Genomic DNA, 12,575 nt, shown 5'->3' with positions numbered 1-12,575 from the left:
CAGAGCCCTTTCGAGACTACGAAACGAAATCTCCGATTTCGTGGTGCCGGACATTTATGTCCGGCTCGTATATGCTCGCTTTCATATTGACCACAAACTTATTATAACACATTTTTTAAAAATATGTTATAATAATATAATGTAGATAATTCTAATAGTGATAAATGCTACATAAGTAAGCAAGGATGCTTACTTGATAACAATGCCAATAAGGAGAGTGTTATGGAAACAACAAAAAAGATAACCGATAGGTTTGCTACATACTTCATTTTGCTGACAACATTTTTGATATCAAACGGGGTTACTTACCTCCTGTCCGAAAGAATGTTTGTGAACCATTTGCAAGAATTGAGTATCAATGTAGAACAGCAAAATGGAATTGAAGTAGAAGCTAATGCAGTAATCGATCAGTGTGTGCATGAAAGTCCAAAAGGTTTCAAGCCTGCTTTATGTGAACCAGCAATTCAAGGTTTGATATCAGAAGTCGAATTGAAATCGCACGGTGCGTTCACTTTGACTGGCGACTATGTTGAAAGCTTGAAATCAAAAGCACAAAGAAAGCATTTCTTTGAAAACACACTGACAAGGGATTACGTCACCGAATAACAATAATAGGAGAAAACTGTCATGGACGAGAATGGAATAATAGGAACTATGAATCCCGATAATTGGTTTTCAGACCCTTCAGGTGTAGCTTGGGAAATGGGTAAACTTTTATTCGGAAAATGGCTAGAAACAGATCTAACGGATGTCACACTTCTTTCATATATAGCAGGCTACGCGAATCCGATAGCCTTTTTGATAGCAAGCTGGATGATCGGATTTAGCATTGTTTTTTCGGTAATGAAGGTGAATGAATCTGGCAAGTTGTCAGCAACAAAAATGTCGCCTTTCAGCATACTTCTAAGTGTTTTGGTTGTTGGGCTTATTCAGCCGGTATTTCAGCCGGTATTTGGTGAAAATCCTGCGGGCCTTAGCAACATTCAGTTGATTGTGGGTCGATTGATTTTCGGGACAGCTAATAACATTGCTGATGAGCCTGCTGGTTTTGCGATGGCGAACAGCACGAATACCATGATTAGCCTCCCTGACTCGTCTGCGGGCTTTAACGCCATGAAAGACATGGTGAATATGGCATTTTGCACGCGAGCCCTGAATATCGGAATAGACGATTATCAGGACTACAAAGGCATGATGTACGCCTACTCAAACCAGCGCCAGACGGATTTAGGGACTGCAGTTAATGAAACGCTTGCCAAGTCGGCCAACGGACTAGACACAGACTTATTGAATGTCACTTCAAACATTAAGATGGGTCAAAACGGAAATTGTGGCATGATTACAATGCCAGACCTAGGCGAGATGAGCTATTTAGAGAAACCAATACTCAACCTTCAAATCAAAACCCTTTCGAGAATTATGAGCGAAGTCGTGATTCCAGTTGATAGTGAAGAAGGCTGGTATAGTTCTTATGATATGGCTTCTGCTATTGAAACTGGCACGAATGGGGTGAAGATTAAAAACGATGTCATCAACTCTGCTAACAAACTAATAGGAATTCAAAGAAGTTACGACAGCGAATTGAAGAACATTATTGTTGAAGGAATCAATGCGAATTACGAAGCTACGCACCCCGACATGCAGTTGATAAACAACAATGGCAATATGTATGTGTCAGTAGATCCCGAAAAATTCAATGATAAATATGGTTGGATGATGCTAGGTGGCTATTATATGTTGCTCGGAAATTCTATCAACAACATCACATCCAGCATTGCTGTCGCGACAGATAACACCTCATTCAACTTTGACGCCGAAAAAGGCTGTCTAATGACTAATGACAGCTGGAAATGGAATCCATTCAAAGATGAAGAAGACTGTGGAACGAGAGGCTATGACGATATTTTCAATAAATCGACATACGTTTTGAAAACAGCTTCAGATTTTCTTGCTAATAGCGATGGTAGTGCCCGTGTTGCTTCTGAGGCGTCCTGTAATGATGTGTCGTGCCCAAGTGATAAAGCAACACTTAAAAACGTATCCAGAATGGTTGCTTCGCCATTATTGGCGACAAAAGGCGATTTTGGTACGACTTTGGCAAAAGGCACCTTCAGTGTGCTAGGTAGTGGTTTCGGGCTTGCAGATGAAAATACCTACGATGCTAACGACTATGGCAATGGAACGGCTATCTCTGCTGGCGCTACGGCTCTTCCTGATCCGATAGGGATTGTCCAGACAATGGGTCATTCAATAATGTATACCACCTTCTTTGCACGCCAAGTGACATTTGTGCTGGATAGCGTGGCTTCAGGGTTAGAGAACAGCTTGTTGAGCCAAGTTGGTATCGGCGGTTTAATGGGCGGTTTTATAGGGTCAGTCTCCGACTATCTAAAAGGCTGGATAACCGTTCTTCAGGGCTCCGGTGCTGTAATGGCATACTACATACCCATATTGCCCGGAATCATTGCCGGATTTACAAGCTTGAATTATATGGTCATCTTTGCCGAAGCCATGTTCTTTGCACCACTAGGATTAGCAATGTTGGCTTCTCCTGAAGGCAGTGGCCTAGCCGGTTCAAACTGGCAAAGAAATCTCGGGATGGGTATGACCTTGCTCCTTAGACCTTTCATGATTGTCGTGGGAATCTTGTTATCTAGGTTTATCCTAGCGGTGGGATGGATATTTATGAATGAAATCTTCTGGATGTCGGTTGGTCAAAGTGAGTTTTGGACTTTCGATATTATGAAGGTTGCCTGCATTACAGGCATATATCTAACATTCATAACCACTTTTATGCACAACACCTTCAAGCTGATAACTACGGTGCCAGACGATTTTGATAGGTGGTTGTTTGCGGGTATCACCAATACCTTTGGCAACAACGGCGATAACGCTGCTGTCGACAAAATGGTGAATACTTCTCCTTCAACTTCTACAGGCACCAACAGCCAAATGGGTCACAGCCTAGGAGCCGGTATCGGTAATGCTATCGGTGGCGCACCGGGCAAAGTTAGGTCTATGTGGAAAGGAAAAGACTCTGACAATTCAAGAGAGTGATAGCTATGGATAGGGGCCAAGGATTGGCCCCTTTTTCTAACAAATACAATGAAACCAAAAAAGGGAACACATTATGAAAAAACAAAGAGGATACGCATTACTTTTGACGCTAGGTATCGCCACACTCGCATTGACAGGCACTATCTTGGCGTCAACCGAAAACCAAACCCAGATGAACGTCAAAGAGCGAGACTTGACTGTCGAATACTCGGCGCTCGCTTTTTCACGATTCGTTGAAGCCAATATGGAAGCCGCCTCGTCAGTAGGTTGGATGCCTGAAGGCCGGGTGACAGTAGACCAGCTACGCGAGCGAAACAGCTCGCTACCCGGATTCGATTCGATTCTCGGTGGTCAAGACCTTGTAGCCTACTACGCGGTTGCTCAGAACGAACCTAAGCGTGTCGACCTGCTGATAACCACCGAGGGCCAGGCTTCAGGGGCATTGCTCGCAAAATATGGATGGGAGGCGAATTTCAGCGACTACATTCGTCGTGTGTCTGATAGCGAAGGATTACGCTTTACGGCGTATGGTGAGCCTGTCAAAGCCGTGGCAGGTGAGATCGACGGCTACACACTCCAAGGGTCAGCCGGTCAGGATATCGACCTATCAGCTTTCTCAAGCTATCTCGACCGCTCTGAGAAGCGATTCGGCGTGTTCGTGAAGGCACCAAATCAGCTCGTAGAATGGACCTTCCTGACGAACCTCACTGACTACGGTAGCTATGAGCCCAAGGCTACTGGCGACCTCTCAGGTAGCGTTATCGTTCAGTATGCGAGCAGGCCACCTATGCTTCAGAATCTTGGTGGCCGTGCGCTCTGTGGCAAAGCTCTGGACTCAATCGGTATCGACCAAACGACCGACTGGGTAGAGCTACCGTCTGGATCTCGAGGATTGTGTCTCGAATCCTTGGCCGGTCATGTCGATTCGGACCTTCAAGCGAAGACAAGTTTCCAGTTCTTGACCACACATTCCGCCATAGACGGCACCAGCCCTGCACCACTGGGCAATAATCCAAGCTTGCGAGGCCGTAGGTGCTACCCGCTGGAAGCTGACTACAGTAGCTACCCGCTCAGAGCGTCCGCACACTGCTTTGACGGACAGATTCGAACATTCGTGAACCCTTACTCTGTAGAAGGCTTGATTGAGCGTCACGCGGATTCTGAACAGCTTGCGAGCAATGCGGGTCTAGCCGGTAGCTACGATTCCGAGCATTTCAGGCAAATCGTTAGCACTGCAGAAACGAAGCGATATGTCATAAATGACTTCGTGTCAGCGAAGTATCTAGCAAATCTGTGTGGTCAGGACATTTCGGGTGCTGGCAAAATCTGGATAGGCGTCATGGAATGCGGTCCCGGTATCGATTACCGCTCTGACTTCGTGATACCGGCCTTCATAGTGGTCAACACCATAGCGAAAGACCTAGGTAACGGGCGTTACCTCTATGTCTATACCGTGTCAGGTCAGATCACCACTTCAACCGGAACAGAAGGTATCCATGCTTCAGGCTACAAGGTCGGTGAGCGTGGCACCTCGTCGAAAGTCGTGCCTATCAGCTACGAGACCGGCAATGGTCCCGCTGAAATCGATTTAAGGATCTATTTCCAGAACCAGTAATACATAGTTAAATGAAGCCCGCTTTTTGAGCGGGTTTTTTTGATCTCAAAAACGCTTCTATACACAACAATGTGTTTTAAAGTGTTTTGTGACACTTTGAAGTGTTTTAAGAATTCTTAAAGTGTTTTAAAACACTTTGTCGCACTTTAATTTGTATAAAGAGCATAAACTCTATTCCTTCATCACTTTTTCAAAAACATGAGCATGGTATCCACACATTCCGTTGTTGAGTTGATCTTCCTGACCCAAGGGTTCCTCGCAAATATAACATTGTTTGTAATCCAGCTCTGCTTCACACCAGAAGCATTTTAGATCCGAAACTACAAACGTGTCATGGTCACACCAAATGCAGGACGCGACACTGGGATCAACATCATCAGTCGGGTGAAAACCATGGTGAAAATGTAATGTAGAAATCAAAAGATCCGCAATGGATTGTTGATCTCCGCACTCACGACAAGCATAGTCGAAATTGGCCTCATCTCTTTCAACCGAACGACCATCGTCCAATGCTTCATCATCTGGCTGGATAAGGTATGAGCTACAATTATCGCACTGCGATATTTTTAAAATAGATTGCAGTAGAGTTGGAACTCCAGCAGCTTCCCATCTCTCACGACATTCCTTGAGGATTCCATTATAGAAATCGGCATGGGCAAGCATTATGGGCCAAGCAGTTTCTAGAATTTCCACCGGTCGCTCACTCATTTCTTCTTCAATGAAGATTCGAAGAGCAGGGAATAACTGAGCAATCAAGCCTGATAACTCGTTCAAGCTATTTTCGGGATGAAGGTGCTCAATGTTATTTCTAGCCTTTTGTAGCTCCTGTATGACAGCCCAATCAAAAGAAATATCGAAGCTATCGAGACGCTTTTTTATCAAGTCAACGTCGATTGTCCCTTTTTGGAAATTTCCAGCAGGTTCCCATAGAATCCCACCTTCGCCGTCAGGGATAGGTTGTATATTTTTGGGAGGAACAAAGATGAGAGAAGATGCTTCCTTGGGGTCTTCAACGCTACTCAAAATTTTATATTTGAGTAGCAAAAGGACTCCCGCAAAAAGGTTCCGAATAGAAGATAAGGCACGAGCAGGATCACCTTCCCCTTTGGGATGATCTTTCGTAAGACCAAAATCTTCGATACCAAGCCGAATTGAAGTTAAGGCGTTTTCACGAAGCTTGTTAGCGTCGAGTTCTTGTACTTTATAGCTAGTCATGAAAGCCCCTTACCCTATTCGCCGGATTCATGGATGAAATTTTTGAGCAAGAATTACCCTTTGTCAAAAGCCTTGGATTTAGCCTGTCTCATTTTTTTATGCTTGGCCATCCTTTTGTTTTCCTTCTTCGAAAACCTCACGCTGAAACTCATCATCATAACTATTGCTATCAATACCAAGAACGCGATGATAATCATTTAGCATTTCCTTTTGTCGTCTTTTCACAGTCTCATTGAGACTATCTTTTCCTACCTTCGTAAAGAAGGAGTCGTCAGAGGGTTCCAGTTCGTAAATTGGTGTAGTGGCCGGGTTTGTTTTCCGCCTTAGCTGGTCAAACTCTTCATCTAGCTTAGTCCGCCTTTCATTTTCACGACTGTCTGATACTTTGTCAGCGGCTTTGGCAGCAACTACGGCTGAGACAGCAGACGCACCAAGGGCACCAATGCCCAAAGCAACGCTTTTCCAAATACTACTCATTGCCGTACTCCCTGTTCAGGCGTCTATAGAATTCGGATTCAACTTTACCGTTGTCAAATGGCTCAACGCCGTTTGCTTGTATCAGCTCATTTCGTATAGCCTGAACGGTTTCACCATGAGCCTTCAAACTTGAATCGCCTACAGCGTACTCGTAGCGAGCTGTTTCCAGCTTAACTATGGCTATAAGCTGAGCTAGTTCTAATTCAGATAAAAAGCTTTCTGCAACCATTTCGTCTTTAACCTTGCGAACCAATATAGGATCACAGTATTCATCTGAGCTTTCGAAATGATATTCACTGTTTGAGCTTGCTTGATGTGCTTTCATAGTGCTTGCGCCTTAACCCACTGTTCGATGCTGACTTCTTCATTTTTCAACATCGCGATTGACTCTTCATATTGCGCGACGACTTTTTTGTGCATGCGCGTGGCAATAAGGACTGATTTTGTCGAGTTAAGAACGAAGGGTCCAGCAATCAGATAGTTCATTTTTGCTGTTCTAATCTTATTGCCATTTACACCAATAGCGAGTAAGAAAGTTTGGATATACAAAGCCGTACCATAAGCTATTGTGCTCATTTGTGCATGGTGTAATTCTTTTTCGTCTTTAGCGACTTCGACGTTCCCGAAAGTGATATGGTGGTGTCCAGTCAAAAGAAGCTTAATCACCGCGTAAGACGACATATCTGCGAAATTGATTGTGCCAAATTCTCTTCCAAGAGCGTCCATTACTGGATTACTGGCTGAATATCCACTTGCCTTAGTAGCATCCTCTGACCACTTCGTGAACAGCGAAGTGAAAGGAAGGGGTAACCCATCCTTAGTAGGTAGGTCACTAAGATAGTGGGTGAAGATATGTGACACTGCTTTCAGATGCTTAGTAAAAACTCCGGCACCGGGGTAGTTGGCACCGATGTAATCAGTGACCAATTGGTAAAGACTTTTACCACCGACCTCTTCACCGGTAAAAGTATATCCCTCTGGTAATTCTTGGAAAAAATTACCATCGTGACCAAATATGTATCGATGGCCTTTACCAGTACGATAGTCGAGAGGACTGGCCCCATCAGGCTTGAATTTCTTATGAAGAGAAAGAAATTTTTCTTCCAACCACTTAGCTTTTGAATTTACCAAAACTGTCGTTAGCACACCTACTATGCCGAAGGCTACAGCGATTACTTCGTGCGCACTGGTTAGCCCCTCGAAAGTATCTTCGATTTCGAGATCTGTGAGCAAGGCATTGAAGTCGATGTTGCCTACAGTAGCTACCGCATGGGCATAAAGCTCATCGCTATTGGCGAGGTAAACGTTATCCACTTCACCAGCATGGGCCTTGGACATGTACGTAAGTGCGCTAGCCTTTTTGTCCCAGTAGTCGTCATTATCTAGCGGACTGTCAAAAAAGCTTTTGATAAATCCAAATGGCATCCGACCCTCCAGCGATCTGCGCCGAGCTTAGACGTAGTGTTCTGGGAAGAATCGGCAGAGGTGGAAAAAACTTTAGGAACGAATATTCATATAGATGGGTAGATGAAAAATCTGCTTTGTACTACAGCGGTCGTATCGCCTTCACTCTATCTACACGGAACATGAAGTCGTCGTCTACTAGCAATGGCTCATAGCTCAATGGTGATCTGTCCCCTTCACGCCAAAGCGCAGGACAGTGAATGCCGGGGTGCATTTCAACGCTGAGCTTAGCCTTGAGCCAAGCCAGAATGTTGAGGTCAATCACTGTGGAGTCACCAGCAGTGAGCCAGACATAAGCGTTCATAGGTAGGTCTGAATCAGGGCCAGCCTCTATCAGGCTCTGGATTGACTCCAAACCACAGGGAAACAGGCTCCTACCCTGTAATCGAACGATGCCCACCGTGACACTCAAACCAAAATCGAACGAAAAGTCCTGTGAGTCGATGAAATTTTTAAAGCTGGTAGCCACAGCATGGCACTTCGCCACCCTGTCCATTGGGGGTATACGGCCTATGAATAGGGTGCCTAGCTCGAACAAGGCACGTTCAATGTCAGGGTTGTTGGGCTGGTTTCTAATAGGCCGATGGGATGGTTCGTTCGGCAAAATGACTTTGCGTGCCTCAATAGCCTTCTGGAACTGCCTTCTATAGATCATTGAGTTGCCCATGCTGTTGTTATGCTTAGCTACTGGATTCTATAGCACTGCCCGGATAGGTCGATAGGGGCCTTGGCCGGGTTCGTGGCTGTGTCGTTACTGTGTTTGAGCCAGAAGGGGGTTTCCGTATTACAGAAAACCCTTTCTGTTGTTTAGGAGTGTGAACTGAAGCCAATTCGGCAAGCCTCTTCCGGTCATTTTTTGATCACAAATGGGTTATTGAAGATCAAAATCTGACCAGTTCCACACCGTTAGCCTCGCGATTTTTAAGAATGTGAAGACCTTTTCAGACCTTTTTAATCACATTTTGCTATAAGGAAGTCTACTCATATTCCATGGGGCTATTAAAAAGCCATTTTTTAAAAAAATTATAATAATCTCGCTGCGAAAAAATTACATAACACCCTGATCCTAAAGGTTTTTTATTTAAGTTATTATTTAATCCGGCTGCCACCTTCAATATTAAGAAATTTATAACGCTTTTTCGTGGTATTGACTTATATGCAACTTGGTGATGAAATGTATCTCGTCCACCAACGGACTTAATAGCAATACAGCTCAATTTACTTCCAATTCAGGAGTAGCTGCGTATGACCAAAGCACAACTTTTAGGAGAACTTTATGAGCAACAGCATTGGCGTCAATGACTATAATCACAGCAACAACAACACTTCACTCTATGTTCGAAAAATCGGACTAGCAAAAGACAAGTATCAAGCTGTCGAGCAATTCGAAGCTTCGCTTGTTGTGGAGTTGAAGAATCAGAAAGTCCTATCAGATTTTATTCTGCATTTCAACTGGCAAGCTGGTTTCAACAGACCTACCGTTTCGGTTGAGTCCAAAGCCGGTGCCTTGCCACACCAATTCCTTCAGAAAGAGCTGACCGACCTCTGTGTCGACTTCGTTCGCGAGAATCGGCGGTCACTGTGCGTGGAAAAGAGCTACCCGCTATCTACCTGCACGAAGCACATGACGAAGCTCCAAAAGCTACGGGACACCCTCTTTGTCTCCAAGCCTGACGACGCAGGCTATGTGCTTCTGGCCTATGAAGACCTCCGGGGCGAGGCTCGTATCGCGAAATCTGGCAATGTGATTCGTCATAGCGACTTCCTTTTCGCAGTGAAAGAGCGTCTAAACGCTGACCACCTTGGCCTCAACGGTGAAAAGGTGGACGACGCTTTTTTCGAGAAGGTCACTGCCGTGGATTCTCGAAAATTGAAGGCAATCGCGTAGCGGTAGCCTGACACAAGTCTTGCCAGTATTCCGCTGGCAGGTCTAGCTGTAAGCAGGCTCGGAGCCTGTTCCTCACTCAAAGTGACTTGACTGATTTTTGCCTCTGACACATGGGCCGGGGAAGGTGTGTCTCGAAATCATTGAAACCAAAATAGGAGGATAATAACAATGATTGATTACGATAAAGCGAAGGAAGAAATCAAAGAAGAAATGGCAGCTAGGTTGTTTCTTTCCAAAGACGATAAGGAGCTTCACTATCACATTATGGACGGTATTGAAGAAGATATGGATTCTCTGAGAATCAGCGAAGCAGGAACTGACGAGGGTTTTTACGCCAAAATGGCTGTGTTGTTTCTCGAACTGGTTTACGAGCTTGAATACATTGACGAATACAATGAATTGGTCAGTCACTTAATCAGCCCGGCACATGACGCTGTGAGAGAAATCATTGCTGAAAAGCTAGGAGGTGCGCTATGAATCCTTGGCTTTTCTTTATAGCAGGTTCGATTCTGGCGGTGGTCTCAGTGACTGGAAGTCTATACGAACGAAAGGCCCGTGGGTCTTGGGTTTACTGCTTCATTGTGGGCTTGGGTATAGCGGTTATGGGCGGTCATGCTCTGTTCTTTTGAAGAAATTTGCTGACAACTGACTCCAGCAGGTTGTCGGCAATGGTGGTGAATCACTGGAAAACAAAACCAAAAAGGAGAATGAAAAATGTGTAACGAAATACATGAAATTGGTGGTTATGTGTGCGATATGAGCGAAGATAGGGATTGCATAGAAGCAATGATATCGTACAAGAAAGAGGTCGATAAGAACTTGGTGTTCGAGCGAAGTTTTTCCTTTTTCTACAACAATGGGAGATTCGAGATTCTTGATACTTACTCACCTTCAGAACAAGACGATATGGTTTTTGCCGTTCAAAACTTCTTGGGATATCTTAGACTTTTGAAAGAAATTGAGATAGGTCAGTTTTACGAAACGAGAATCGAAGAGTTTTAAAAATGCACCCCAGCCGTGACGGCTCGGGGGCTGTTTTGTTTTCAATATGCTTTCAGAAATTGAGAGCAAATCGAAAACAAAAAAGTCAATAAATTATTGGATTAAATCAGCAATTAAATGAACTTTATGATATAATAAAAGTCGAAGTTATATAGCAATTACAAAAAAAGGAAAACTGCTATGAGTAATAGAGAAGAGTATGAAAAAATAGAAAAATTCTTAGACGGTCACAACAAAATCAAGGTCAGAGTGAATGAGTTTTACGACGACGTTGTGAACATTGATATCACCATTCAAGACGCCTTGGCGGGCTTTGGTAACGATAGAATCGTGGCAGAAGTCGAAGGCTTTGAAGCTACATTCGACCAAGACGATTTTGCTGTGAGATTGGACAAGGATTCTATATCAAGAAAGCCTGAGTTTTTCTTTGAAGCTACAGAAGCATTTTTGAAGTCAGAAGGTGAAGAATTTCGTGACGAGTTCGGCGAGGTTACCGGCTATTCAGTTGCTTCAATGGAAAAAGTTGTAGATACGATTCAAGAGCAAGTGAAGGAAGGTGTTCGCTTTGAATTAGCTGAGAGATTCAAGCAGTCGGAAGCATTTGATAGCGCATTCGACAAAATATCTGTTGAGGTCATGGAATCAAGATTTGACTCTGTTCAAAATGGTGAAGGTGACGAAGCTTCAACAACTTATGTCTTCACACCTGTCGTAGCCTTAGCTGGTAAAGAGCATGAGACTTGGATTGATATTCAGAATGCTTACGCTGGTGTTGAGCAAAGATTGATTTTTGACGAGTCTGGTGACGGTGTAGGGTTGGAGAATGACAAAGAGTTTGTCAACGCTGTTGAAAAAGCCTTGATAGGTCAAGACGTTCGATTCAGAGCCTTAAATAAAGAGGATATGGATATCTGCGTCAACAGCTTTATTGAAGAAAAGGTTTATCCAAAAGTCGAAGAGGCTCTAGATAAAGAGTCGCAAAGACATACTCATACCAAAAAAGACGAATATGGCCTAGAACATAAATACGTCGATTTGAGTAGAGAGCCGAAGGAATCGAAGAAGAAGAAAAGCACCAGCCTTGGCTTCAACTGAAACACCTGCCCCACCGCCAATGGTGGTGGGGCTAAAAATTAAAATAGCTAACAACAAAAGGAGTAGCAAAATGAAATACGATTTTGGTCAGATTGAAGAAATAGATGTTTCCGAGCATGTCAATAATTCACCATTCTTATCGGGAAAGATTGTCTTCGGCTCTGCCGAATACAGTTTTGAAATACCTGTCGAGTTTGCTAACGGCTTTTTTGAAGAACGCGACGTAGAATTTGATGAAGATTTTCTTGGAACGCTTTATCAAGATATGATAAGCGAATACGGTTCCGATGAAGGTGCGGTGAGATACCATGACACACTCAAAGGCATTGTAGATTCGGCTACTGGGCTACAAAAGACTTTTCAAGAGATTGTTGATTCTTCTGACAGCTTACAAAAACATGACTTTGACCAGCTTGGCAAACTTATCGCTAAAGGTGGCGACTATCCTAAATACGGACAGAAAGCTATGGAGGCCTCAATAACTCGTGCTATTGAAGAGGGCTTCAAATCTCCAAACCCAACATTCAAATCTGCAATGAGTGACTTTACTAAGGTCGGTAGTGGCTGGATGCATATTGGTGAGCAATCGAAACATTCTGTTCGTGAAGCTATTTTTGAGTCTACAAACAATCATAATCTCTATGAAAAAACCAAGAAAAAAATGAAAGAAGAGAAAATAAAATCTTCAAGCCTTGGCTTCAACTGAAACCCCAAACCCGCTACACAGGCGGGTTTTCTTTAACACAACATAGGAGCTAGCAA

Annotated in this window: 12 protein-coding genes; 7 read left to right on the top strand and 5 right to left on the bottom strand. The window is 43.9% G+C overall.

What is annotated here, in order from left to right; genetic code table 11:
* Positions 1 to 222 precede the first annotated feature (222 nt).
* From DOM41_RS17420 to DOM41_RS06055, 3 genes are all read left to right on the top strand, one after another.
* A complete protein-coding gene (locus DOM41_RS17420; protein ID WP_157956859.1) occupies positions 223 to 606 on the top strand; it encodes a hypothetical protein in 384 nt (127 codons plus the stop codon).
* Positions 607 to 627: 21 nt separating this feature from the next.
* Positions 628 to 3,057 (top strand): DotA/TraY family protein, encoded by a 2,430-nt coding sequence (locus DOM41_RS06060; protein WP_110685946.1) that lies wholly within the window; start codon positions 628 to 630, stop codon positions 3,055 to 3,057.
* A 73-nt stretch (positions 3,058 to 3,130) separates the two neighbouring features.
* Entirely contained in the window at positions 3,131 to 4,672 is a 1,542-nt protein-coding gene (locus tag DOM41_RS06055) for a hypothetical protein (protein ID WP_157956858.1), read from the top strand.
* A 171-nt stretch (positions 4,673 to 4,843) separates the two neighbouring features.
* Here the strand turns inward: DOM41_RS06055 and DOM41_RS06050 are convergent, their stop codons facing one another.
* The 5 genes from DOM41_RS06050 to DOM41_RS06040 form a co-directional block, all read right to left on the bottom strand.
* Entirely contained in the window at positions 4,844 to 5,887 is a 1,044-nt protein-coding gene (locus tag DOM41_RS06050; protein WP_110685944.1) for a hypothetical protein, read from the bottom strand.
* A gap of 96 nt (positions 5,888 to 5,983) precedes the next feature.
* Positions 5,984 to 6,364 carry a hypothetical protein gene (locus tag DOM41_RS17415; protein ID WP_157956857.1) on the bottom strand — a complete coding sequence of 127 codons (381 nt, stop codon included), beginning with the start codon at positions 6,362 to 6,364 and terminating at the stop codon, positions 5,984 to 5,986.
* Positions 6,357 to 6,689: a hypothetical protein gene (locus DOM41_RS17410; protein ID WP_157956856.1), complete on the bottom strand. Its 333-nt coding sequence runs from the start codon at positions 6,687 to 6,689 to the stop codon at positions 6,357 to 6,359. Before DOM41_RS17410 ends, DOM41_RS17415 begins: the two co-directional genes overlap by 8 nt.
* Positions 6,686 to 7,789 carry a hypothetical protein gene (locus DOM41_RS06045; protein WP_110685943.1) on the bottom strand — a complete coding sequence of 368 codons (1,104 nt, stop codon included), beginning with the start codon at positions 7,787 to 7,789 and terminating at the stop codon, positions 6,686 to 6,688. The genes DOM41_RS17410 and DOM41_RS06045 overlap by 4 nt, the downstream gene beginning before the upstream one ends.
* A gap of 121 nt (positions 7,790 to 7,910) precedes the next feature.
* Positions 7,911 to 8,297, bottom strand: coding sequence for a hypothetical protein (locus DOM41_RS06040; protein ID WP_157956855.1), 387 nt, complete (start codon positions 8,295 to 8,297; stop codon positions 7,911 to 7,913).
* Between the two features lie 807 nt (positions 8,298 to 9,104).
* On the opposite strand from DOM41_RS06040, the gene DOM41_RS06035 reads away from it, so the two are divergent.
* The 4 genes from DOM41_RS06035 (at position 9,105) to DOM41_RS17405 (ending at position 12,519) form a co-directional block, all read left to right on the top strand.
* Positions 9,105 to 9,716, top strand: a complete 612-nt coding sequence (locus DOM41_RS06035) for a hypothetical protein (protein ID WP_110685941.1) — start codon at positions 9,105 to 9,107, stop codon at positions 9,714 to 9,716.
* A gap of 168 nt (positions 9,717 to 9,884) precedes the next feature.
* On the top strand, positions 9,885 to 10,193 hold the full coding sequence (locus DOM41_RS06030) for a hypothetical protein (RefSeq protein WP_110685940.1): 309 nt from the start codon (positions 9,885 to 9,887) through the stop codon (positions 10,191 to 10,193).
* Between the two features lie 705 nt (positions 10,194 to 10,898).
* The gene (locus DOM41_RS06020) at positions 10,899 to 11,813 is read left to right on the top strand and encodes a hypothetical protein (RefSeq protein WP_110685938.1); all 915 of its coding nucleotides are present in this window, start codon (positions 10,899 to 10,901) and stop codon (positions 11,811 to 11,813) included.
* A 70-nt stretch (positions 11,814 to 11,883) separates the two neighbouring features.
* Complete coding sequence (locus tag DOM41_RS17405) at positions 11,884 to 12,519, top strand: hypothetical protein (protein ID WP_157956854.1); 636 nt, start codon at positions 11,884 to 11,886, stop codon at positions 12,517 to 12,519.
* The last annotated feature ends 56 nt before the right edge of the window (positions 12,520 to 12,575 follow it).

The sequence above is a fragment of the Salinicola aestuarinus genome (assembly GCF_003206645.1).
GTDB classification, from domain to species: Bacteria; Pseudomonadota; Gammaproteobacteria; order Pseudomonadales; family Halomonadaceae; genus Salinicola; species Salinicola aestuarinus.
This window is presented reverse-complemented; position numbering and strand designations above follow the sequence as displayed.

Bases quoted from the DNA above. Each gene is read 5' to 3' on its own strand.
- DOM41_RS17420 (WP_157956859.1), top strand. From the start codon at position 223: ATGGAAACAACAAAAAAGATAACCGATAGGTTTGCTACATACTTCATT.
- DOM41_RS06060 (WP_110685946.1), top strand. From the start codon at position 628: ATGGACGAGAATGGAATAATAGGAACTATGAATCCCGATAATTGGTTT.
- DOM41_RS06055 (WP_157956858.1), top strand. From the start codon at position 3,131: ATGAAAAAACAAAGAGGATACGCATTACTTTTGACGCTAGGTATCGCC.
- DOM41_RS06050 (WP_110685944.1), bottom strand. From the start codon at position 5,887: ATGACTAGCTATAAAGTACAAGAACTCGACGCTAACAAGCTTCGTGAA.
- DOM41_RS17415 (WP_157956857.1), bottom strand. From the start codon at position 6,364: ATGAGTAGTATTTGGAAAAGCGTTGCTTTGGGCATTGGTGCCCTTGGT.
- DOM41_RS17410 (WP_157956856.1), bottom strand. From the start codon at position 6,689: ATGAAAGCACATCAAGCAAGCTCAAACAGTGAATATCATTTCGAAAGC.
- DOM41_RS06045 (WP_110685943.1), bottom strand. From the start codon at position 7,789: ATGCCATTTGGATTTATCAAAAGCTTTTTTGACAGTCCGCTAGATAAT.
- DOM41_RS06035 (WP_110685941.1), top strand. From the start codon at position 9,105: ATGAGCAACAGCATTGGCGTCAATGACTATAATCACAGCAACAACAAC.
- DOM41_RS06030 (WP_110685940.1), top strand. From the start codon at position 9,885: ATGATTGATTACGATAAAGCGAAGGAAGAAATCAAAGAAGAAATGGCA.
- DOM41_RS06020 (WP_110685938.1), top strand. From the start codon at position 10,899: ATGAGTAATAGAGAAGAGTATGAAAAAATAGAAAAATTCTTAGACGGT.
- DOM41_RS17405 (WP_157956854.1), top strand. From the start codon at position 11,884: ATGAAATACGATTTTGGTCAGATTGAAGAAATAGATGTTTCCGAGCAT.